Annotated in this window: 8 protein-coding genes; 6 read left to right on the top strand and 2 right to left on the bottom strand. The window is 71.6% G+C overall.

Features of this window, described 5'->3' with window-relative positions; genetic code table 11:
- Positions 1 to 31 precede the first annotated feature (31 nt).
- Positions 32 to 1,057: a cytochrome d ubiquinol oxidase subunit II gene (cydB, locus tag NBG84_RS34130; protein WP_250923560.1), complete on the bottom strand. Its 1,026-nt coding sequence runs from the start codon at positions 1,055 to 1,057 to the stop codon at positions 32 to 34.
- A gap of 81 nt (positions 1,058 to 1,138) precedes the next feature.
- On the bottom strand, positions 1,139 to 2,431 hold the full coding sequence (locus tag NBG84_RS34135; RefSeq protein WP_250923561.1) for a cytochrome ubiquinol oxidase subunit I: 1,293 nt from the start codon (positions 2,429 to 2,431) through the stop codon (positions 1,139 to 1,141).
- A gap of 246 nt (positions 2,432 to 2,677) precedes the next feature.
- On the opposite strand from NBG84_RS34135, the gene NBG84_RS34140 reads away from it, so the two are divergent.
- The 6 genes from NBG84_RS34140 to NBG84_RS34165 all read left to right on the top strand — a co-directional run bounded on the left by NBG84_RS34140 (position 2,678) and on the right by NBG84_RS34165 (position 24,117).
- A complete protein-coding gene (locus NBG84_RS34140; protein WP_250923562.1) occupies positions 2,678 to 3,613 on the top strand; it encodes a LysR family transcriptional regulator in 936 nt (311 codons plus the stop codon).
- Positions 3,614 to 3,882: 269 nt separating this feature from the next.
- On the top strand, positions 3,883 to 4,992 hold the full coding sequence (locus NBG84_RS34145; protein WP_250923563.1) for a catalase family protein: 1,110 nt from the start codon (positions 3,883 to 3,885) through the stop codon (positions 4,990 to 4,992).
- A 919-nt stretch (positions 4,993 to 5,911) separates the two neighbouring features.
- Positions 5,912 to 10,276, top strand: coding sequence for a DUF7800 domain-containing protein (locus tag NBG84_RS34150; protein WP_250923564.1), 4,365 nt, complete (start codon positions 5,912 to 5,914; stop codon positions 10,274 to 10,276).
- Between the two features lie 115 nt (positions 10,277 to 10,391).
- Positions 10,392 to 14,339: a DUF6603 domain-containing protein gene (locus NBG84_RS34155; RefSeq protein ID WP_250923565.1), complete on the top strand. Its 3,948-nt coding sequence runs from the start codon at positions 10,392 to 10,394 to the stop codon at positions 14,337 to 14,339.
- Positions 14,336 to 19,618: a hypothetical protein gene (locus NBG84_RS34160; RefSeq protein ID WP_250923566.1), complete on the top strand. Its 5,283-nt coding sequence runs from the start codon at positions 14,336 to 14,338 to the stop codon at positions 19,616 to 19,618. Before NBG84_RS34155 ends, NBG84_RS34160 begins: the two co-directional genes overlap by 4 nt.
- A complete protein-coding gene (locus tag NBG84_RS34165) occupies positions 19,615 to 24,117 on the top strand; it encodes a hypothetical protein (RefSeq protein WP_250923575.1) in 4,503 nt (1,500 codons plus the stop codon). Before NBG84_RS34160 ends, NBG84_RS34165 begins: the two co-directional genes overlap by 4 nt.
- Positions 24,118 to 24,133: the final 16 nt, after the last annotated feature.

Below are 24,133 nucleotides of genomic sequence, written 5' to 3' on the forward strand. Positions count from 1 at the left end.
CGTGACTCGTCGCGGTTCAGTGTTCAGCGGTTCAGAAGTAGCTGGGGTGGCGGCGGCCCGTCCGGCCCCGGAAGACCCACCAGCTCCAGGTTTGATATGCGAGGATCACCGGGATCACGACGACGCCGAAAGCGGTCAGGATCTTCAGTGTGGCGCCGTCCGCCGCTGCTTGGTGGACCGTCAACCCGGTGCCAGCAGAGTTGATCAGGACGTAGGGGTAGTGTCCTGCGCCCACGAGCAGCACGGGCAGCAAGGTCGCGCTGCTGCTGGCCGCGAAGGCCCGGCCGTGGTGTCCGCGGGAGAGGTACTGCCACGCTGCGGCGAGGGACGCCGCGAAGAGGGCCCCGAGAACGGCCGAGGTCACGCGGTTGGTCATCGAGGCTCCCGCGCCGAAGAGGGTCAGCAGCAGCGCGAGGGAACCCGCCGCACCGACCGCGCGCAGCAGGTTGGCACCCATGACCGCTGCCCTGGCGGCGGGTTCGGGAGCCGAGCGCAGGGCGATAAAGGCAGCCCCGTGCGCAGCGAACAGCAGTGTGGTGGTCATGCCGCAGGCCAGCACGAACGGTGTGAGCACATCGCCGGGGGTGATGTGGAAGCTCCCGTCAGCCCGATGGGGCACACCGTGGAGCAGCAGTCCCAGGACGAGTCCCCAGCACAGGGCGGGCAGCACACCACCGAACACGATCAGGACGTCACACCACCGGTGGCCTCGGGCGGTGTGGGCGCGACCACGGAGCTGGATCGCGGCACTGCCGAGGACCAGGCCGACGAGGATCGCCACGATCAGCGGGTACAGACCGGACAGGAGGGTGCCTTCCAGATGGGGGAAGGCACCGAACATGACACCGGTGAAGGCGACGAGCCACACTTCGTTGCCCAGGAAGTACGGTGCCATGGCGTCAAGGGCTGTGTTCCGGCCGGTGTGCTGGGCCTCTTGACCGATGCTGCGGCCGAGTAGGGGGTGCAGCATCTGTACGCCGTAGTCGTAGCCGCCGAGGACGAAGTACCCGGCGAGAAGCAGGCCGAGGAGGGCCAGCCAGTAGGTCTCCAGAGTCATCCTGCTCAGCTCTCCATCGCAGTTCTCATCGCGGTTCCATTGGGGTGGGGAAGTGGTGGGGGTAGGCGCTGGCCGGTCGGTTCACAGGGCCGGGACCCGCTGTTTCCCGTCGGCGTGGCCGTGGGGATCCTCGTCCGCGATCGGCTCGGTGGTACCGAGCTGGGTGGCGACGGGGCCCCGGCGGGCGAAGCGGGCGATCAGGGTCCAGTTCGTCACCGCCAGGGCGACGAAGACGGCGATGAACACGGTGCAGGACACGACCAGCGAGGCCCTGCTCACGGGTGAGAGCGCGTCCTCGACCTTGAGCTCGCCGTAGATGATCCAGGGTTGCCGCCCGACCTCGCGGACGATCCAGCCGGCCACGGAGGCGATGAAGGGGAAGGGGATCAGCGCGGTCAGCAGATAGGCCAGGGGACGCCAGCGCACCAGCCAGTCCTTCCACAGCAGAAGGACGGCGATGAGCATGATGGTGGAAACGGTGTTGCCGATGACCGTCATCGCGTCCATCGAGATCCGGAGCCAGTCGTGCGCGAACACATAGTCGCCGGGCCCGTGCTCCTTGACGAGCTGTGCCCGCACCTGGGCGATGTCGCCGTTTTCCAGGGCTGCCGCTTTCATGGGCTGGGTCCGACGGATCAGAGGGAGCTGCAGGTCACCGACGATGATGACGAAGAAGGAGGCCAGGGTGGACACCACGGTCCCCAGGCGCAGGGAGCTGCGGAACAGGTCCGTCTCCTCAGTGCCCCGGGCGAAGTGGAAGGCGCTGATCCCCGCGACGAGGACGCCGCCCGTCGTCAGCGCGGCGAGTGCGATGTGGGCAAGCGCCACCAGTGCGTTGGGGTTGGTGAGCAACGCCCCGAAGTCCGTCAGGTAGGCGACGCCGTCCCGGACTTCATGGCCGACCGGGTGTTGCATAAAGCCGTTGGCGATCATGATCCAGTACGCGGACGCGTAGGCGGTCAGGGCTACCAACCAGATCAGCGTGGTGTGGACGCCACGGCTCAACCGGCCCCAGCCAAAGATCCACATACCGAGGAAGGTGGACTCCGCGAAGAAGGCGATGAGGGTTTCGAGCGCCAGCGGGGCGCCGAAGACATTGCCCGCGAACTTGCTCAGGCCGCTCCAGCTGAGCCCGAACTGGAACTCCATGACGAGGCCGGTGACGATACCGACCGCGTAGTTGATGACGTACAGCTGGCCCCAGAAGCGAGCCATGCGCTCCCAGACGACTCTCCTGACGGGGTCACGGGTGAATGCGGCCCGGGTGTGCATGATCGCCACAAAGGGGACGAGCCCCATGGTGAGGATCACAAACAGCCAGTGGATACCGGTCGTGGCCGCGAACTGGAGACGGGCCAGATCAGCAGCGCTCATGCTGCGACCTTCCTGGAGGACGGGTGCCGATCGGCCGGCGGATGGGGTCGCCGTGCCGTCGCGGGTTCGGGGTAGGCGGTCAACGGGTGCGGGGGCCCTGCTTCGTCTGTGAAGCGCTGGAGGTCATCGCCCTCCGCCTGGGGGCGGTGACCCCGATGGAGATGACCGTAGGGAGAATTGCTTATGTGTTCCAAGACCGTTTTTGCCATATGAAGATGACTCAGAAGGCATAAGTGAAGGTGGACCGTGGACCTGCTGCAGTTGCGCTACTTCCAGGCCGTCGCCCGTTATGAGCACATCAGCCGCGCGGCGGAGGAACTGCGCGTTGCCCAGCCCTCGCTGAGCCGCACCATCGCGCGCCTGGAGGCCGAGCTCGGTTCCCGGCTCTTCGACCGGCAGGGCCGCCGCGTCCGGCTGAACCAGTACGGTGCGATATTCCTGCGCCATGTCGACCGCGCCCTGAGCGAGCTGGACGACGGCCGACGGGCCGTCCGTGAGGCTCGTGACACGGGCCTCGGCCGGGTCAGTGTCGCCTCCGAGACCCTGCTGACGATCACCCATCTCCTGGGGAGCTTCCGGGTCGCTCACCCCCGTGCCGATGTGCGTCTCTTCCAGTCGAACGCGGAAGACATGGACCGCCGCCTGCGTGCGAGGGACGTCGACTTCTGTGTGGCCTCACAGCCGCTGACCGGCGCGAACCTCGATTCGATCGAGCTGCTCCGCGAGGAGGTGCTGCTCGCGGTTCCGCCAGGGCACTGGCTCGCCGGGCGGGAGAGCGTGACGGTCCCGGAGATCGCCGACGAGCCCTTCGTCACCACACGCCTCGGCAACTGGCAGCGCGCCCTCCTCGATCGGCTGTTCGCATCCGAAGGGCTTGCGCCGCTGCTGTCCTGCGAGGGCGACGAGCCAGGTGCCAGCCAGGACATGATCAGCGCGGGCCTCGGTATCGGCCTCATCCCCGCGATGTCCCGCCAGGTCGGTACGGACAAGCGCGTCCCCGTCGCCTGGGTGCACTTGGACGCCCCAGACTGCCATCGGGTGCTCAACCTGGTGTGGAACCGCGATACCCATCTGTCCGAGGCAGCGCGGAAATTCCGCGAGTTCACCACCAGCGTCCCCTTTATGAGGCATCGCCTGCCCGACCCCTGTCCCGAGCGCCTTCCGGGCGGAGAGATCGCCTAGGCGGACGCCCCCCGGGACGCGACCACCGCCTCGGGCCGTAACCCCCCTCACGGCCGCAGAGTTGTAGGGGTGGGTGGGCAGCGGCAGCCCTGGCCGTCTCAAGGTGGGTCTTCGTGCCGCTCATCCGGGTAGGGCGGAGTCCGCAACGGCCGGAAGCGGTCTGACCGGCCTGCGCGCGACCGCCGGCTCCCACCCACTCACATCCGACTCTCACGACCGACACAGTCCAAACGACTCGATCCAGCAGCGCAACAGGAGCCACGCCCGCCATGGGATTCGTCAAGTACACGGAGTACAAGCCGATCGAGCCTCCCGGCTATCAGGAGGCGCTGGACGAGATCGTCCAGAATGTTGTCCGGAAGATCAGGGAATCCGTCGTGCGTGAGGGAGTGGGCAGGGCGGTACGTGGCGCCCACGGCAAGAGCTACGGCTTGGCCAAGGCCACCGTCACCGTTCCCGAGCTGAACGACATCTACGGGCAGGGCGTCTTCGCCGCGCCAGGTAGATACGATGCGGTCGTCCGCTTCTCCAACGGCCTCGGTCGCCTGCGGGCCGACGCGCTCCTCGGCCCGGCCTGCGGCATGGGAATCAAGGTGTTCGGGGTACCCGGTGCCTCACTGCTGGCGGATGAGGCCGAGGCGACGACATTCGACCTGAATCTCATGAACAGCCGGACGTTCTTCGCGAACACCGTGCAGGACTATGTGGTGATCGACGAACTGTTCAGCGAGCTTCCTGACGTACTGATGACTCCGGCGACACGCAACAGATGGCTGGGTGATCTCCTCACCCGCAAAGGAACCCTGCCTCGTGACGCATGGCTTTGGGACGAGTTGATGTCGATCATGTCGTTCGCGGCGATCCCCTGGAAGAATCTGCTCACCTACACCTACAACAGTGTCGGAGCGTTCCGCCACGGCGACTACATCGCCAAACTGCGGTCAACTCCGACCCAGGCATCCCTTGATGGCATCGTGCACGGCGTCGTTGACCCCACCGCCGATGCTGAGGCGTACCGGAACACACTGATCGCGGAGGCCGCCGAGCGGGACCACGGCTTCGAACTCCAGGCTCAGCTGAACACCGATCTGACCCGGATGCCGGTGGACAACACCTCGGTGGAATGGCCCGAAAGCCTGTCGCCGTGGGTGACCGTGGCCCGCATCGAGGTTCCCCGTCAGGACATCTCGGATGAACACAACCTGGAGATCGCCGATGCCACATCGATCACCCCCTGGCGCGTACGCGAGGAACACCGGCCCCTTGGCGAGATCCAACGCGTCCGCGAAGAGGTCTATCGCCAGTCCTCCATCGAACGGCACCGGATCAACGGCCAGCAGCGCCACGAGCCCACCAGCAGCACCGCGCTCCTGGGCTGAGACGGGCTTCCGGCAATCCGTACCGGCGGGGACGGCGGCAAGGAGCCTGAGCCGCGTTGTGCGCTCTGCGACATGGGACCCCTCGGGTGGAGTGGTGGTACGCCACAGAGTGGTTGAGTGCCACGGAGTGGTTGAGTGCCACGCGGGGCGGTAGTGGGGTGCCATCGCGGGCAGGCACCGCGCTCCTCCGCACCGCTGTCGCAGGAAGGCCGCGGCAGAGGCCTTCGACCACGGCCGCATCGGCATCGGCCCGGCTTCCCCGGAGGAACCCCGTAGGCAAGCCCCCAGAGGGTGGGACGGGCTTCGGCCCCTTCCTGGTGTGTCGCAGCGACACGGCGTAGAGGTGTCCAGCGGGCAGGTCGGAGGACGGCATCTCCAGGGCCGTGCGCGGACCGGAGTACCGGCGCTTCCCATCGACGCATCCGGTGTCGGGAACGGTCCCGTTGGGGGTCTCGACGGGACCGGTAGAAGCCGCGCCCCACGGGGCTCACACCGCCAGCCTCGGCGGCTTCGGCAACTCGTGGGGCGGACAGGGGTTTCGAGCGCGCCGCACGAGGCTCACACCCCCGGCGCAGAACCAAGGCCCCTACGCCCGACATGGCTGAATAGTCCGCCTCGCAGGTACATCCACCAGCGTATGCCCCCTACGCGCATAGACCAGGACGATGGACCATCTGTACGAGAACGGCGGGTGTGATCGACTGGTTTTCAACAAACACTTGCGACCGCCGCTCACTCGTGTGCAGGATCTGGACGGTCGGTACCCGGGCCTCCCGGGGCTTGACTGACGCCTGGTCAGATCACCGGCGGGTACCGGGTGGAGGGGGTCCACCCGGCAGACGGGGGCGGCACTGCCGCAGCAGGGGGAACGCGGTTGTCCGAGCAGAATCTACACGTGTCCACAGGAGCCTCCGATAGCTTGGCGACCGCATCGCCGCTGGTCGTCGCGGGGCCGGTACTGCGCCGGGTCGACGATCAAGGCGTCACGGTCTTCGTCGTCACTCGTGAGCCGCGGCAGGTCGTCGTCGAGGTCATACCCGGCTCGGGTCCAGCGGACGCGGCGCCGCTGCTCGCCGGTACGGCGGCCACCGTCGCACTCGGAGGGCACGCGCACGCCGTCGCCGTTACCGCGACCGTCACGGCTCAGGGCGCGCCGCTCGAACCCGGCACCACCTACCGCTACCGGGTCGGCTTCACCGCCGCCGGATCGGCCCGGCAGGACCTGATGGCGGCGGGGGTGGCCGCGGCCACTCCGGAACTCGCCCGGGAGCTCTTCTGCTACCCGGCCCCAGCCCCGCAACTGCCCAGCTTTGTCACGGCGCCCGCCACCGCCGACGGTCTGCGTGTCCTCCATGGCGGCGCCCGGCGGCCCCACGCCTCCGGCCCCGACATGCTGGCCCACGCCGACACGGTCATCGAGCGCTCCCTGGCGAGTGCGGACTCCCGCCGCCGTCCACATCTGCTCCTGCTCCACGGTGACCAGATCACCGCGGCCGATGTCGCCGACACCACCCTGTCCATGGTGCGTTCGGCCGTGGCCACCCTCGGTATCCGGGACGATGTACTGCCCGGGACCGCGGCTCAGCAGCCCGGTGCCCTCGGCCCAGGCACCCGTGCGGCGCTGTGCGAGAGCATCAGGCTTCCCACCCCGGCGCCGAACCATCTGCTGTCGTTCGCCGAGTACGCGGCGATGCAGCTGATGATGTGGACGGACACGCTGTGGCCCGCGGAACCACCCGCTGTCGAGACGGTGCACCCCGACCCGGGCTGGGCCTCCTTCCCCGCCCCACTGCGCGCGAGGATCCTCGCAGGCAAGCCCTACCAGCCCACCGCCGCCCAACGCCCGCTGGCCGACCGGCTCGCCGCCTGGCGCGACCAGACAGCTGCGCTGAGGTCGTTCCGGAGCGGACTGCCCGCCGTTCGCCGGGTCCTGGCGAACGTCCCGGTCCTCACCGGCCTCGGCGAACACGACATCAGCCCCGGCTGGAACGGCGGTACGGCCCAGTCCACCGCCCTCCTCACCGACACCACCGGACGGCGGGTGGTGCAGAACGCGCTCGCGGCCCATGCCGTGCTGCGCGCCTGGGGGAACACCCCAGAACAGTTCACCGGCGCGTCCTCACCCGGCCGGCTGCTGCTGGACGCGCTCAGCGGCTGGCTGCGCTCCACCGCACGGGGTGAGGACGCCCAGAGCGCGGCCATCGCGGCCCGGGCCGGTGTTCCCGACACCACCCTCACCCGGCCGTCGGGCGCGCTCGACTACCACTATCTGATGACCGGCCGGGGCTGGCAGCTGCTGGTGCTCGACGTCGCCACCCGCCGTTCCCTCGCCGTGGTGGGCGAGGACCGCAGACCGGTGGGCGACGGTGCTCTCGACACCATGCTGGACCTGCTGCCCGAGGCCCGGCCCGACACCCTCACCCTGGTCGCGTCGGCCGTGCCGCTGCACCGGGTACGACACTCCGACGACCGTACGGTAGCCACCGACCAGACCGGGTCCTGGGCCGCCGACAGCGCCGGATACCACTACGCCCTCAACCGGCTCGCCACCCGTCGGGTGCCGGCCGGAGCGGACCGCGTCCGCAGACGTCAGCTCCTGGTCCTCGCGGGCGGATCGGGCCACGCCTTCGCCGACACCATTCGGCTCTCCGCCGAACGCGCCTACCGCACGCCCGGCTCCCCCGCTTCACAGCCGGTACCCGGTGAGGCCACCATCGGCCATCTCGTCGCGGGCGCCCTGCTCGGCGCCGGCCCCGCCGACCTGGCGTTGCACTCGGCGGGCTACACCAACGCCGAGGGGACGTCGGGCCGGCGCCGCTGGGTGGGCTGGGATGACCCGGCCCCGGCGGTCACCGCCGGCGTACAGCTGCGCGAGGAAGGGCTCACACCGATCCCCTGGCAGGTCACCGGGCATCCGCAGGTGGGCGAGATGGACGCGCTGCGGCGGCTGGCCCGCCGTCCCGAGTGGTACGTCGACGTCACCCCGACGGTGTCCGCACCAGGCGACAGTGAGTCCGCGCCCCGGCCGGGAACACCGCTCCCGGTGGAGACAGTGGTCGAGGACGAGGGCATTGTGGACGAGGACGGCAATCCGGCCGTCGTCTCCCGGGTGACCGCCCAGACCTTCGTCGACTCCATCCTCAACCACCGCCGCTACCGCGCCGCTTGGAGCCCCGGCAGCCAGCTCGTGGGCCGGGAGTCACTGAGCGAGGTGTCCCTCACCTTCATCCCCGAACGCCAGGTCGCCGTCCAGGCCGTGCACTTCGCCATCCAGCACCTGGCAGACACCACCATCGCGCCGTACAGCGCCTTCCCCGTCGTCCTCGACCGGCGCCAGAGCCTGTACGTGCCCGGCCTGTACGCGTCGCTCGCGCTACGGCGGGGCGACCGCGACCCGCACAACGGTGCGAACGGGGTCTACGCCGGTGCGAACTGCACGGCCGGCACCCATGTCCGCGATCTCCAGAACGATCTGGCCGAGCTGGGCTTCGCGATCGTCCGGGGCGACCTGGCGGGTGTGTTTGGACACCACACGGAGTGGGGTGTGCGCGAGTTCCAGACCTATGCGCAGTACCGCACCGTCGCCCACGAGCCCGAGGTCTCCAACCCGCCCGCGCGCTATGTCGCAAGACTGTCCGCCGCCACCGTCGCCGATGACCAGTGGTACGCGGGACCGGTCAGCGGTGTCGTCAACGACCAGACCCGTTGGGCCATCGCGCTCTGGAAGCGGGAGCGGTGGCGCTGCCCGGTGGTGGTCGAGGCGTTCGTCGGAGGCACGAACGCCGCACACTCCCACAACCCCGCTCCCGGTATGGGCAACATCTGGCGGCACACCGAGCCGGGCGAGATCTCCCGATCCATCTACGTCACCGACTTCACCGGGCGCCACCCGGTTCCCCCGGCGCACCGGGTCCCCCAGCCGGGTGGACTGCCCGCGGGAGCCTTCCGTATCCGGCTGGCCTACTGGATGGACTACCACCAGGAGTACAAGGGGGTGGATCTGAACGGACCAGGCACCGCGGACAACGTCCCGTACAAGGTCGACGTGCAGTTCGACGGCGGTGGTGGGACATCGGCCAACTCCAGCTGGCACCCCGACAGCGAGGTGCTGCCGGAGAACCTGCTGCCGGCCAGCCAGGGCACCCACCCGACACTGGCGGATCTGGTCAGGGCCGCCACCGACGATCCGAACGACGGCCGGCTGTCCACCTTCAAGGTGATCCGGGCCGTCAGCGACGTGGAGTCGATCGGATACTACGACGTGCTCAACTCCTATGACAGCGCCTTCCTCTCGGGCGGCCTGTTCCACTGGACGATGGGCCCCACCGCTGTGCCCGGCGAGAACTATCCGGTGGTCGCGAACGCGCCCACCCCCACCCCCGCACCGGTGGACAGCTGGGGAGTCCGCCGGGGCGAGATGTGGGCCTTTCTGGCACTCCTCAAGTTCCGCCACCCCGCCACCTACCAGAAGCACTTCGGCGCTACCGGGATCAACCCCGCTCAGACGTGGGGGGCCGACGCCATCTGGGACGAGACCGGACGGGTGTACGTCTCCAGCGCACAACAGGACACCGAGACCGGTTCGGTGGCCGTTCCCCGGACGGTCCTTGAGTACAACCGCTTCCGCGGCTGGCACTGGTACTACCGCCTGTGCATGGCCTTCCGGGCCGAAGACGCCTTCCGCCGGGAGATGTGGGGTGCCACCCGCCAGCGCGTCGCCGATGTGCTGAGCGTCTCCTGGCCCCAGACAGCCCAGGTGGCCAACGCGGACCTTGAGGACATCACGGAGCCCGACGGCACCACCAGACGCCCCACCATCGGCGAGGTGTTCACCTCCGAACGCGCCATCGGGCTGATCGTGCGGTGGCATGTCAACCGGCCCGCCTTCATCGTCCGCAGCACCGAGGAGGGAGACACCGACGTTCCGCGCGCCGGCAAGAAACTCCAGAGCGCGCTCCAGTGGGCCCGTGCCCATTGCGGTACGAACGCCGATCTGGCGCAGCCCCCGGCCGAATGGAGCCATGCGGAGGAGCAGTGGCTGATCGCCGGAATGATGGACAGCGTGCCGAACAACGACTTCGGCGTCACCGTGGCGTCCGTGAACGACTGGCCCGCCGAGAACAGCCCGAACCACTGGACCCTGCCGATCAACCAACTCCCCCTCGCCGACCCGCCCACGGCCCCCGATCCCCGGCGCGAGAACAGCGAGCGCCAGCTCCGCACCGACCGGGACAGTTTCCGGTTCGACGCGACGGACCTGCCCTGGACCGGCACCCCGCACTGATGAGTACGGCACGCCAGCCGGCACCTTGCCCGGCCCGCCGTTCCGCCCCGCACCCGGTTCCCGGTGCCGCCGCCACCGGGACACACCTCCGACCTGCCGTCAGGACGATGCCGCCATGGGCGAAACCCACCACCAGGCCCTCCCCCGAGACCCCCGCCACGAGCGCGACCTCCTCGAACGCGTCTGGCGCGAGATCCAGTCTCTCGTACGCCCGCTGCTCGAAGCCGCGGGCGACCCGGGCCGCCGCCACGCCCTCACCGAGGAGCTGGGCTGGGACCTCGTCGCGCTCGGCGAGCAGCTGAGGATCGGCGATCCGGCTCGGCTGGAGGAGCAGTTCGACGCCTGGCTCGCCGCGCTCAAGGCCGCTTACGCCGAACTGGACCGCCAACTCGCGGCCGGACTACCCGGCTCCCTGGAGGAGGTCAAGGAGCGGGCCGAGCAGGCGGGGAAGGCAGCGGGGGCGCTGAAGGCGCTGCCGCCGGTGTGGCAGGCGTCGGCTCCGGACCCCCGGCTGCTGCCCGCGCTCGGCGAGGATCTGGTCAGCCATCTGGCGGTTCGCTACCTGAGCACCCGCACCCCCGCGCTCTACCACGCCCTGGTACTGCTGGGACTGGTCGAGCAGGCCGGGCCGCTGCCCACCCGTGAGCCGATGCCAGGTCCGCCCCAGGTCCCCGTACGGCTGGCCGTCTCCCGCGACCGGCTGCGCCCCGATCGGATCAGACGGCTGCTCACCGAACCGGAGGTACTGCTGGGCGAGCTGTACCCATGGCGCGGCGACCTCACCAACCAGGAAGCGGACGCCACCGCCGCATTGCTCTTCCCCCGGATCGCGGCCCTGCTCAACGCCCTCGGGCTGGACGCGGGGTACGGGGCCGTGCCGGGCATCGGGCCCGTACAGAGTGCCGCGAGCGCCGAGCTGACGTCCCGGATGCTGGGGATCTCCGGCGGAGTGGGGCAGGGCTCCGGGCGCGTCGAGTGGGGCGCTGGGATCGCCCTCTCTCCGAAGGACCGGGGCGGGCTCGGTGTGGTCGTACTGCCCTGGGGCGAGCTGGGGCTGTCCGCAGCTGCGGGCGGCTGGAACATCGCCATGGAACTGGCGGGCGGTACGGCAGGTTTCGCCTGGGGGCCACAGGGCCTGGTCATGGTGGACGGGCCACCGGACGTACGGTTCGCGCTGACCGCCGATCGCCGGGGCGCCACCGGCGAGCCGGCCTGGACGTTCGGCGCGCCCACCGGCACCCGGGTCGAACTCGGGCGGTTGTCGGCCAAGGCGTTCGCCGAGTTCGGCGGGGACGGGGACGCTCGGGCCGACTGGGGGTTGTCGTTCGACGCGGCGGAGGGCGCGGTGCGGATCGCCCCTTCCCAGGGGGATGCCGACTCCTTCCTCCGCCGTATCCTGCCCGACCAGGGCCTGGTGGTGCCCTTTGACCTCGGTCTCGCCTGGAGTCGCCGCAACGGGCTGGCCCTCACCGGGCGCGCCGGTCTCGAAACCAGCCTGCCGCTGCATATCGCGCTCGGGCCGCTCACCATCGACCAGCTCCATCTGGCCCTGCGCGTCGGCACCCCGGAGGCCGGGCCCGCCGACCCCGTCGCCACCGTGGAGGCGTCCGTCAGCGCGCGGCTCGCGCTCGGCCCGGTTCTCGCATCGGTCGAACGCCTCGGACTGAAGACCTCGGTGGCCTTCCCACCCGGTGGCGGCAACGCCGGCCCGATGCACCTCACCACGGGTTTCAAACTGCCCAGCGGTATCGCACTGTCCGTGGACAGTGATCTGGTCAGTGGCGGCGGCTATCTCTCCATCGACCAGGAACGCGGCAGCTACGCCGGCGCGGCGCAGCTGCGCGTCATGAACTACCAGCTCTCCGCGGTCGGGCTGCTGAACACCCGTCAGGCCGATGGCCGTCCGCTGCGCGACAAGGCCGGCCGGGACATCTTCTCGCTGCTCGTCATCGCCTCCGGTATCGCACCCGCACCGCCCAGCCCCGGCTTTGCCCTGGAGGGCCTGGGGGTCCTGGTCGGGCTGCACCGCGCGGCGGACGCGGACGCACTGCGCGCGGGGGTGCGGACCAAGGCGCTGGACTCCGTGCTGTTCCCCGCCGACCCGGTCGCCAACGGCCCGCAGATCGTCGCCTCCCTGTCCCAGCTCTTCCCGGTCGCCCCCGACCGCTACCTCCTCGGGCTGATGGCCAGGATCACCTGGGGACCGCGTACTCCCGACCGAAGCAGCCCGTCCGCGCCCGCGAAGGCGCTGGCGGTCGCTGACCTCGCCCTCTTCGTGGAGCTGCCGGCGCCGGTGCGGATCGGGCTGCTGGCCCGGGTCACCATCACCCTCCCGGCGCCCATAGCGCCGGTGGTGGTGCTGCGGATGGACGCGGTCGGCCTGGTCGACCTGGGCCGCAAGGAGGCGTCACTCGACGCCAGTCTGGTGGAGTCCTCGGTGGCGGGCTTCCCGGTGACGGGCGATATGGCGCTGCGCGCCTCGTGGGGCGCGAAGCGGGAGTTCACCCTCTCCATCGGCGGTTTCCATCCGCGTTTCACCGGGCGGCCCAAGAACTTCCCCGCGCTGCGACGCGTCGCGATCTCGCTCGCCAAGGGTGACAACCCCCGGGTCCGGGTCGAGGGCTATCTCGCCGTCACCTCCAACACCGTGCAGCACGGTGCGCAGGTGGATGTGAAGGTGGAGAAGGCCGGGTTCACGGTGCTCGGGCGGCTCGGGTACGACGCGCTGATCCAGTTCTCGCCGTTCGGTTTCATCGTGGACATCCACGCGTCGGCGTCGGTCAAGCGCGGCTCCAGGACGCTCCTCGCGATCGATCTCGCCCTTCAGCTGTCCGGGCCGAGTCCCTGGCACGCCAAGGGCCGTGCGCGGATCAAACTGTGGTTCGTCTCGGTCTCGGTCGGCTTTGAGATCACTGCGGGGCGCTCGGGTCCCAAGGTGCTGCCCGAGCCGGTGGACCCGACCGAGGCGGTGCTCACCGCACTCGCCGATCCAGCGGCCTGGTCGACGGTGCCGCCCGCTGGGCAGGGCGTGGTGTCCCTGCGGCAGACGTCGCCGGGGCCCGGCGAGGTGCTGGCCCATCCGCTCGGCGGTCTGACCGTTGCCCAGCAGGTGCTGCCGCTGGGTCTGGCGGTACGCCGGATCGGCACCGATCCGCTGGCCGCGCCCACGTCGTACGACATCGCCGCGGCGGCCTGCGGCGAGGGCGCGGCCCGGACGGATGCCGAGTTGGGCGAGGCGGTGCGGGACTGGTTCGCGCCCGCCCAGTACAGGGAGCTGGCCGACGCGGCAAAGCTCAGCAGTGCTTCGTTCGAGCAGTTGCGCTCGGGCGTCGGGATCAGTATCGGGAAGCTGCGGGCCGGGACGGGGAAGGGGCCGGGACCCGCGGGCGGCACCGAGCGGGCGGCGTATGTGACCCTGGGATACGAGCCGATCATCGTGGACGGACCCGGGGTGGTGACGGCCGCTTCGGCGGCTGCCGGCGGCGCCCGGGCGGGGGCTCGGCACGGGCAGGCGGCGGAGCCGGTGGGCGACGGCGCCGCGGGCTCCGACGCCGGGTCCGGCGCACCCGGAGCACGCGCGTCGAAGCTCCCGGCAACCGAGTCACTGGCACCTGGGTCCCTGTTCGCACTGGCGGGTTTCGGGCCCGCGGCGCGCGCCCGGACCGGCTCTCGCTTCCGGCCGACTGCGGCGGGGATCGCCGTGGGCGGTCACACCTGGCAGGTCGGTACGGCCGGGTCGGCCGAGATGGGTCAGTCGCGCGCACCCGCAGGAGACAGTGCGGGAGACAGCGGGGGGCGACGCCCACCGGCCATGGACGGCACGGACACAGCGTCGGGGAGCGTAGCTCACGCGGCCGGCACCGCCGCCGGGGGCGGTGTGCAGGGAGTCGTCACCGACACCGCAGACAGCTATGTGGAGGCGTGGGACAGGGCGGTAGCGCTGCAGGAGGCCCGCCCGGCCGACTGGCCGACCGCGGTCCGGGCACCTGGCCGGGCACCGCGCGTCGCCGCGGTCACCGCGGCCTGCGGCGCCCCGGTCTCCCTGGCAGGCGGCACCCGATGAGCGATCGGACCACCGAGGCCGGTGACGGCGCGGCAAGCGGCCGGACCAGCACCTCCGGGGAATCCTCGGCGAGCGACGCGACCACGACGACCGGCACGAATCTCGCGACAGACAGGAACATGACCCCAGACGCACACAACACATCGGATACGAGCCGCGCTTCGCGGGCGAGCACGGCGACCGGTGAGACCACGGCCTCGGGCGGTCTCCGGTTTCTGCCATGGGTGAGGGACGGGCTCGTGGGCGGCCTGTCCGAAGCGGGCGAGGGAACCGGCCCGGCTCGCGCCCGGGCCGGGGTGAAGGTCGGTCTGACCGTCGCCCGGAGTGTCGACGGAGGTACGGCGGCCCAACTCGCCGTGCCCCCGGTCACCGTGACGCTGCTTGGGCCAGGCGATGTCACCGGCCTGGACGCGGCGCAGATCATCCGCGCCTTCCCCGAGCCCGGGACGGAAGGAGTGGAGACCACCGGTTTTGCCTCCGTCGAGTTCGACCGGCCCGACCTGCCGTGGATGTTCTCGCCCGGTGGCCCCGACGCCCGGGGGCGGCTGCGCCCCTGGCTCGTCCTGGTGGTCGTGGCCGAGGAAGCGGCGGTCTTCGCGCCCCCGGCGGCCGAGGGTGCGCTGCCGTCGCTGACCTGCCCGGTCAGTTCACTGCCCGATCTCGCGCACTCCTGGGACTGGGCGCACGCCCAACTCGTCACCGCCGAGGGCACCGATCCGCTCGATGTGCTCGGCGGCCCGTCAGAGCTCTCGCTTTCGCGGATCATCTGCCCCACGCCACTGGCCGGCGCCACCCGGTATGTCGCCGCGCTGGTGCCCGCGTACGAGGCTGGGCAACTGGCCGGTCTCGGACTACCGCTCGGCGGCCACGCCACCGGGCCGCTCACCGACGCCTGGAAGGGCACGGCGGGCAAGGTCACCCTGCCCGTCTACCACACCTGGCGTTTTGGTACGGGCCAGAGCGGTGACTTCGAGTACCTGGCCCGGAAGCTGAGTGCCCGTGCGTTTCCCGAAGCGGGCTCGCGGCCGCTGGACCTCTCACGGGCGGGGGTGCTGCCGCTCACCCCGGGCGCCCCCGATGCCACCGGCTGGCTCGGCAGCGCGCTGCGCGCTCCGGGGCCGCGTCCGCCCTGGCCCATCGGCCCCGCCTGGCGTGCTGCGATGCGGGTGCGGTTCTCCCCGGCGACCGACCGACTGCCACCGCCCCTGTACGGCGCCGCGTATCTGGGCACTCAAGGCCCTGTCACGCTGCCCCCGGACGGGGCCGGGCCCAGTTGGCTGACCGCCGTCAATCTGGAGCCGCAGCACCGGGCGGTGGCGGCGCTGGGGGCCCGGATCATCCAGAACCACCAGGAAGATCTGGTGGCGGCGGTACAGGAGCAGGCCGCCGCCCTACGGGAGGCCAACGGCTTGCTGGGCCTTGCCCGGCTCGCACGGGGTGCGGGCTCCGCCCTGCACCGCCGTCGGATCGCCCGGACTTCGTCGGGCGGCGCGGCGCTGGCGCCTGGGATGGTGGCGGACACCGCCCCCGGTGAGCCCGGGGACGCGGGGCTCGCCTCCCCGGGTGCCACCCGCGCCTTCGGGGACGCCGAACTGCTCGCCCTCACCCGGCCCGTGCACGATCTGGTCGATGCTCCCCAGGGCACACCCGCCCGCCCGCAGGGCGCGGCCGGAGTGTCGGAGCTGGGTCAAGCAGCGCAGGAGCGCGACGGCCATGCCGCCATGGCCGCGCGGAGCCTGGCCGAACTGGTCGATGGCAACCCGGGCGTCGCCGCCGCGACGACCACCGCCTTTCGCCGCACCGCCCGCAGCGCGCCGGGCCCGCAGGGAGCGGGCACTCCCCCGGCCGACGCCGGCGCGGCCGTCACCGCGCTGGCCACCGGCGCCGCCACCCCCGTACCCCCCGCTCAACTGCCCACCGGCGCGGTGTCGGACTCGGTGCTGCGGGACGCGGTCGGGAACCCGCTGCCGCTGGAGCGGCTCAGCGCCGCCTTCCTCAGCTCGGCGGATCCCTGGTGGCTGACCCCGCCGCCACCGCCACCGGGACCGGTGACGCTGTGGCCGCTCGCCGCCTCCTCCGCACCGGCCTTCGTCGGCGACCGGCTGTTCCAGTTCGTGGGCACCAACTCCGGTCTGAGCGACTCCAGTTCGCTGTTCGAGCTGGTGCCGATGGGCACGGAGGGCGAGCGGGTGTGGCGCGACCACTGCGTTCCCGAGGTCTATACCAGTCCCTCGTTCACGGGTGGTCTTGCGGTCGTCCCGGGCCAGCGCCGGGTGTTCAGTGTGAAGGTGGTCGGCCTTGGTTGGCGCGAACTGGCCGAGCGGCGCTGGGACGGCGACCGCTGGATCTGGGTGGCGCACCCGATGCCGGACGGCAGGAGTCCGCACTTCCACGCCGGACCGGCAATCGCGGGCGACAGTCTCTGGATCACCACGGCGCAACTGGGCCTGGCACAGCTGAATCTGAGCACCGGCGAGTGGACCCAGCACGGCGATCCGGGTTATGGCGTCCTCAGCTATCTGTCCGGTACCCCGGCGCCCATGCCGAGCGGACGTCAGACCTATGTGATGACCACTCACGGCGGACTCTACGAGCGCCGGATCACCTCCAGCGGCATTGGGGAGTGGCACTCCGTACCCACGCCGCCGTCCGCTCAGCTCCAGTCCATCGTGCCCAACGGCTCGACTGGTATCAGGGCGCTGGGCAACGACGGTCAGCTGTGGGAGTACCGGCCGGGTCTGACCCCGCTGTGGCGTTCCTACCCCAGGCCACTGGGTGTCGACATCACCGCGATCGCGGCTCCCTCCGGCGAGTACCAGCAGGTCACCCTCGCGAACGGCGCCTGGGCGCAGGGCCGGAACCTCTCGGCCTCCCCCGCCTGGACGGTGTATCGCTGGGCCGACCGTCCGGCCCACCGTGGCTTCCCGCCCACGCAGGACCCCCAGGCCCCGGACCGTGCTTTTGTGACACTGGCCGACGGTCGGGTGGCGCGCCTGACCTACAACAGCGCCGGCACCACCGCGGTGCAGGACTTCGGCATCCCCTCCGACCCTGGTGGCCAGGGCAACTGGATCGACCCCGCGCTCGGCGACCGGCGCCGCTTCGCGCCCAAGGTCGGCCTCTTCGGCTCGGTGCTGGTCTCCCATCTCGACCTCAATCCACCGCCTGGCGCCTCCACCATGCGCTCCCGCACCGGGTCCGATCTCGGCCCGGACGCGGCGCCCCGGGGTGGCTGGAGTGCCGACCGCACGGTCGTGCCGGGCGTGGCGCTTTCGTCACGGGAGTCTCATCTCGTCACGGCGACCGCCGACCTCACCGGGAGCGGCCGGCCGGACCTGGTGGTGCTGACCCGGCTCGATCCGGGGATGGAGCACCGGCTCACCTACCGGGTCGGGACCGACCTCGGCCCGGACGGTACGGTCACCGGCGGCTGGCAGCCGACCATCGTGCTGCCGGAAGGGATGAACAAGGTCCATGCGGTGGACATCGCCCTGGCCGACCTCGACGGCGACGGCCGTCCCGAACTGATCGTCGCCTACGTCACCGGCGATGTGAACAGCCCCCGGCTCGCCTACCGGATCGGCTGGCGGCTGGACGCCACGGGTCGGGCCACCGGCGGCTGGAGCCTGACCCACGGCCTGCCGCAGCCCGGGGGCCCGGTGTACCAGATAGGGATCGACGTCGCCGATGTCACCGGCGACGACACTCCCGATCTGGTGCTGGTGACCGCCGAGTCCGGCACTCCCCGCGACCGGATCACCCATCGCATCGGACGCTCGGTCAACCGGCGCGGTCTGGTCACCGGTGGTTGGACTGACGCGGTGCCCTTCGGGGGCGCGTCCGCCGACGGGACTCGGCTGTCCGCTCTGTCACTGGCGGCGGCCGACCTCACCGGCAGCGGCCGCCCCGATCTCATGATCCTGCGCGGCACGGTCGCCACCCCCGTCCACCAGGCGGCGCTGTCGGTGGCGATCGATCTGGACGCGGCCGGTGTGCCCACGAGTTGGCGTGGCGATACGCCGCTGCCGGGTGGTGCGTCTCCTCGGGTCTCCGGGGCTTCGGTGACGGTTGCCGACCTCGATCCGGCGCTGACACAGCGCCGCGCGGACATGGGCACCCGGTTCATCGAGGCGGCGATCCGGCACCAGACAGTGGTCGCCGCCGCTCAGGCGCTGACCCGGCAGCCCACGCCGCCCGCCGTTCCGGTGTCGGAGGCGGCCGCGGTGCTGCGGGCCGCGCTGAACCCGCGGACCACCGTCCCCGAACGGGCGCTGGCCCGGATCGAGGTGGATGGGGTGCCACTGTCCGATGTCGTCCCCGACGGGGTCGACCCCTTGCGCACCCTGGTGACGGGCGTGGAGTTTCCCGAGCCCATGTACGAGCCGCTGCGCGAACTGTCGCCCGATCATCTATTGGGCGGCGCGCAGGACATCCCGGCGGAGACGGTGACCCTGCTGGAGACCGACCCGGCCTTCGTCGAGGCGTATCTGCTCGGTCTCAACACCGAACTGGGTCGGGAACTGCTGTGGCGGGAGGTTCCGGTGGATCTTTCCACCACCTTCTTCCGGCAGTTCTGGGACGTACGGGGCAGCACGCCTGATGGCTCCCGGCCGTCGGGCGCGCCCGTCGCCGACATCCCGCCGATCGCGCAGTGGGGCGGTGGTGCGCTCGGCACCCATGCCACCGGCGTGGGTGGACCGGGCGAGGGATCCCTGGTGCTGGTGGTCAGGGGCGAACTGCTGCGCCGCTACCCGAACGCGGCCGTCACGGCCAGGCGCGCGTCCTGGACCGGTCAGCCGGGTGGGCCCCGCACGGTCACGGTGGGAGCACCCCAACTGCCGCCCCTGTTCTCCGCCCGGTTCGACCCGGACATCCAGGTGTTCTGCTTCCCGCTGACCCGGGCGGCGGCGGTGGGCGGGGGTACGGACCCGGGGTGGTTCTTCGCCTTCTGGGAGCAGCCGTCGGCACTGCGGTTCGGCGTGGACGAGGGGGAGCCGGCACCGGCCGACCCCTACAACTCGGCGCATCTCGCGGCGGCGCTGGTACAGCGGCCGGTGTTTGTGGCGATCCACGCCGACGACATGCTGGCGCCGGCCTCCGGCGCGGTTTCCGGTCCGGTGTCCGGACCCGACCCCGACCGGGACGCCCCGGCGCTGAGGCCCGCCCCCGGCGGGTCGCGCCACCGTCCCGACGCCCCGCCGGGCCCTGGTGCTCCTTGGCCCGGCGAACCGCTCCCGCACGACCCGTCCGCGAACGTCCCGGAGGACCGGCAGTCATGACCACCATTCCCGGACCGGCCACCGGCGCGGCATCGCAGGACCCGGCCTGGACACTGTCCTTGAGCTATCCGCTCGCGCTGCTCCCGGTGCGGCTGGAGACCCGCTTCGCGGGCCCGGCACACGAGAGACTGCTCATCCGGATCTTCCCCGACGTGCTCCATGTGGACTCTCACGAAGGGGAGTTGACGCCCGATGAGGAGCAGGCGGGCCGGGACTACTGGCTGGCGCTGTGGCGCGCGGCGGGTGACACCCCGCGCGAGGAGGGTGCCTGGGCGCGCCTGGTGGCTCTGACCGGTGCGACCCGCGCCGGCTGGGTCGCCAGGGTGATGGAGCCCGATCCCGGTGGCCGCCCGACCACTCCGCTCGCCCCGGACGCGCGTATTCCGGTGCCGAAGGGCTTCAGGCCCCCGTTGCCTCGTTTCCCCGACCCGCGGTCGCGTACGGCGGACTGGACCAAGCCGGCGCTCGCGCGTGGCCTACCGACCCGGTGGATCGTCCTGGCCGCCACCGGCGGTCAGCAGCTGCGGGCCGTCTCCCTACCGGTCCGACCGGACCTGGTGGTCGGTCTCGACCCGGCCGCCGATGTCTCCGATGTGCCGGACGATCTTCCCCCGACGGACGCCACGACCGCGTGGCTCACCGACTTCTCGGCCGCCGTCGACGCGGGTATGGCCGTCACCCTCGAACTGCCCGCGGGCGTCGCCCGTACCCGCATCGACCGGCTGCTGGTGTACGGCGTCGGTGAGACGGCGACGCCCGACACCGCCGCCCGTAGCCTGGGCGATCTACTGGAGGCGCACGCCGCCACCGGCGGACTGTCCTGGCTGCCACCCGGAACACCCACGAACAACACTGACGACCTGCCTTCCGGCTTCTCCAGTGCCCTCCCGCAGGCCCCCGTACGGCACACCGACACAACGCCACCGGGCAACACCTCGGTGGGCCGGGCCGCGTTGGCCTTGGGTCTGCACCCGGAGACCGGGGCCGGGGACGCGCTCGCCACCGCCCGGGGGCAACTCCCCCGTACGGGTGCGCCCACGGCCTACGCCCGGGTGGCGCACGCCGGAGACGACGAGGACGCGCCCGCGCGCCTGGTCCAGTCCGTGTTGTGGCCCGCCACCTGGGGCTATCACCTGCGGCACATGATGGCGGGCAGCACGGACGAGAACACGATCCGAGGCATTCGGGCCCACTATCTCGACTGGGTGCGGGCCGAGGGGCCGTTGCCGTCGTTCCGTGTCGGGGCCCAGCCGTACGGCATCCTGCCGGTGATGGAGACGGGCCGCTGGCTGCCGCTTGCGGGTGAGAGCGACGACCGGGTCGGCATGGGCTTCGTGACCCGGCTGCACTCGACGCTGTGGAAGCCGTCGGTGCCACAGGTGCCCCGACTGGGCGCGGCGTCCGCGGGGACACCCGAGCAGAATCTCGTACGGGTGCTGGGGACCGACGCCCGCACGCGTGAGGTGCGGGCCCGCAGCCTCCTCGGTGGCGACTACGCCATCTGGCTGTGGCGCTTTCTGCGGCTGCGTCTGAACGCGGGCTGGCAGACCAGCCTCTACACGGAGACGGCTCAGTTGCTGCGCGGTCTGGGACTGCCCGACACCGTGCCGCTGGCCCGTGCCGTCTTCGCCACGGGTTCCTTCCGGCTGGCCACCCCGCTGGCAACGGGGCCCGGCGGGCTGCTCGGGTATCTCGCCGGGCTGGCGGACCGTACCCCCGACCAGCTCAAGGCCGCGGCCGACCTGACCGGCGGGCCCACTCCGCTGCTCTACCGGCTGGCCCGCGCCGGCCTGCTGACCGAGGTGTCCCGGGCGGCCCACGCCCTCGGCGCGAGCGAGCCGGTGGAGCCGCAACTACTCGATATCGCCGAGGGCGAGACAACAGCGACGCTCTGGCGACGGCTGGCCCGACCCGCGCCGGGCGCTCCGGCGCGCACCCTTGGCGACTACCTCACCGAACCGCCCGCCACCGACGCGGCAACCCAGTCACTGCGCGACTACCGCGCCGACCTACGCGCCGCGGCCGCGCTGCCCGCCCAGAGCGCCGAGCGCCATGTCGCCGGGGCCCTGGGCCTGAGCAGCCACCGTATCGACGCCTGGATGACCTCCTTCGCCACCAAGCGCCTGGCTACCCTACGGGCCGCCCACAGCACGGGCGTTCATATCGGCGCCTACGGTTGGGTCACCGATCTGGAGCCCGCCGCCCCGCGTGCGCCGGTGGCGGATCCGCCGCCCGGCGAGGCCGAGGCGAACCATCCGCTGGTCCAGGCGGCCGAGGGCACCGGATATGTCCTGGCACCGTCGATCGCCCAGGCCACCACCGCCGCCGTGCTGCGCAGCGCCCACCGCTCGCACGGCGGTGCCGGGGGTGGCAGCAGTCCGCTGGCGCTCGACCTGTCCTCACGGCGGGTGCGGATCGCGGAGCAACTGCTCCAGGGGGCCCGGTACGGCCTGCCGCTCAACGCACAACTCGGCTACCGGTTCGAGCGCGGTGTGCACAACAGCCCGGGCGGTCTGCTGGACCGGTTCCTCCCCGCCTTCCGTGCCCTGGCGCCGGTACGCACCTCTCGTATCGGCAGTGACGGCAGGGCCGTCCCCTCGACCACGCCCTCGTCCGTCGCCGACGGCCTGGAGCTGTACTCCCGGTACGCCGCGGGCACCATGCCCTGGGGCACGGGCGGTCTGCCCCCGGTCGGCAGCCCCGACCAACTGGCCTTGCGGGCCGTCCTCGACGATCTCGGCGACGCGGTGGACGCGGTCCACGACGCACTGCTCGCCGAGGGGGTCCACCAGGTGGCGCAGGGCAGGCCCGAGCGGGCGGGTGCGGCACTCGACGCGCTGTCACGCGGCGAGATCGCCCCGCCCGAGCTGGAGTTCCCGCGCACCCCGCGCGCCGCCACCTCGGTCACTCACCGGGTGCTGTTGGCGGGCAATCTCCGGACACCCGACCGGTTGGCGTGGCCCGCGGCGGTGAGCACCCAGCCCCGGATCATCTCGGCCGCCTCCACCGACGTCCTGGCCTCGGCGCTGCTGCCACCGCCCGGCCGAGTGGTCTGCGGTCTGCGCTGGCGGACTCCGGAGAAGACGGCCGGCGGACCGCGGGAGCTCACCGGCATGATCGCGCTGAACTCCCTGGAGCTCGGCGCCGTCGACTATCTGGCCATGCCTCCGCGCGGGCTGGCCCCGTGCGGCGCCGAGTTGGAACAGCGGCTCGTGCTGGCCGCCTGGCAGCAGGCGAGACCGGCCGGGGTGAACGCCGATTGGACCCTGACGCTGGACTTCGCCCGGGACCCGGGTTGGCCCGCCGAACGACTGTCGGTCACCGAGTTCCTGGCCGCGCTCGCCGCCGTACGCCGGCTCTTCGACAACGCCCGGGCGCTGACCGCGGCCGATCTGGCCGAGACGGGTGCGGAGCCGGGCCAGGGGACGCATCCGCAGGACACCGTCAACCGGGCCGAGTTCACGCTGGTGCAGGTGAGCGAGACCCTGGCGGCCCTCACGGCGGCGCGCGGCGAAGGCGGTACCGGCGACTTGGGTGGCACCGTATCCGGCGGCCCGGATCGGGTGGCACTGCGGACGGCCCTGCTCCGGGCCGCGGGCGCGGGCGTCCCGGGAGCGGTGCCGCCCCCGGCGGGCGCCCATGGGGAGGACCGGCAACTCGCCGAAGCGGCCGTGGCCGCCGAACGCGAACTGCGGGCCAGACTCGCCGCCCATGAGGGGGTCGTCGCCGACTACGCCGCCGCACACCCCGCTTCGGGGCCGGCTCCCGACCACGCCACCCAGATCGCCCATCACCAGGCACGTATCCGGGCCCTGTTCGGCACGGACCTGCCCCTGCTCGACACGTTCCTCGCCCCCGCCGGCACCGGCCTCGACGCCTCACTGGCCGTATCGGACCAGCTCCAGGGCACACCCGGCGAGGGCCGCCGCTGGCTGCGGCAGACCAGCAGGGTACGGGCGGGCGCTGGCCGCCTCCAGGAGGCGTTCGACCTGGCTGACGCGCTGGCCGCGCCCATCGGCCAGCTGGCCGACCCGGTCCGGGTCGCCCAACTCCCGCATGTTCCCGACGACCGCTGGTGGGGCGCGCGGCGGCCCGAGGGAGCGCCGGACGGTGGCCGTCTGTCCCTGGTCATCGGCACGCTCCCGGGAACCTCACTCGATCTGACCGCGCCGGTGTACGGCCTGGCCGTCGACGAGTGGACGGAGACCGTGCCGGACACCCTGCACACGGCCGCGGCCACGCTGGAGTTCCGCGCGCCGAGCGCCGCGCCCCCGCAGACCGTGCTGCTGGCCGTCCCAGCGGAGAGCGTGAACGGGGTCTGGGCGAGCGTGAACGTCGAACGTCTGCTGCACCAGACCCTGGACCGGGCCCGTACCCGCATGGTCGACACCGATGCGCTGGGGCGGGCCGGTCAGTTCCTGCCGGCGCTGCACCTCCCGCTCAACCCGGACGGCCGGGCGGTCTCGACGGACTTCCGCCCGGACGCCGGGACACGGTGACACAGAACAGTGCCCG

Origin of the sequence: Streptomyces albipurpureus, assembly GCF_023701525.1 — a bacterium.
In the GTDB taxonomy this organism is placed as follows: Bacteria; Actinomycetota; Actinomycetes; order Streptomycetales; family Streptomycetaceae; genus Streptomyces; species Streptomyces albipurpureus.

What these genes read in the sequence shown, in the direction of transcription:
- cydB (WP_250923560.1), bottom strand. Translation starts at nt 1,057, where the DNA reads ATGACTCTGGAGACCTACTGGCTGGCCCTCCTCGGCCTGCTTCTCGCC.
- NBG84_RS34165 (WP_250923575.1), top strand. Translation starts at nt 19,615, where the DNA reads ATGACCACCATTCCCGGACCGGCCACCGGCGCGGCATCGCAGGACCCG.
- NBG84_RS34155 (WP_250923565.1), top strand. Translation starts at nt 10,392, where the DNA reads ATGGGCGAAACCCACCACCAGGCCCTCCCCCGAGACCCCCGCCACGAG.
- NBG84_RS34160 (WP_250923566.1), top strand. Translation starts at nt 14,336, where the DNA reads ATGAGCGATCGGACCACCGAGGCCGGTGACGGCGCGGCAAGCGGCCGG.
- NBG84_RS34145 (WP_250923563.1), top strand. Translation starts at nt 3,883, where the DNA reads ATGGGATTCGTCAAGTACACGGAGTACAAGCCGATCGAGCCTCCCGGC.
- NBG84_RS34135 (WP_250923561.1), bottom strand. Translation starts at nt 2,431, where the DNA reads ATGAGCGCTGCTGATCTGGCCCGTCTCCAGTTCGCGGCCACGACCGGT.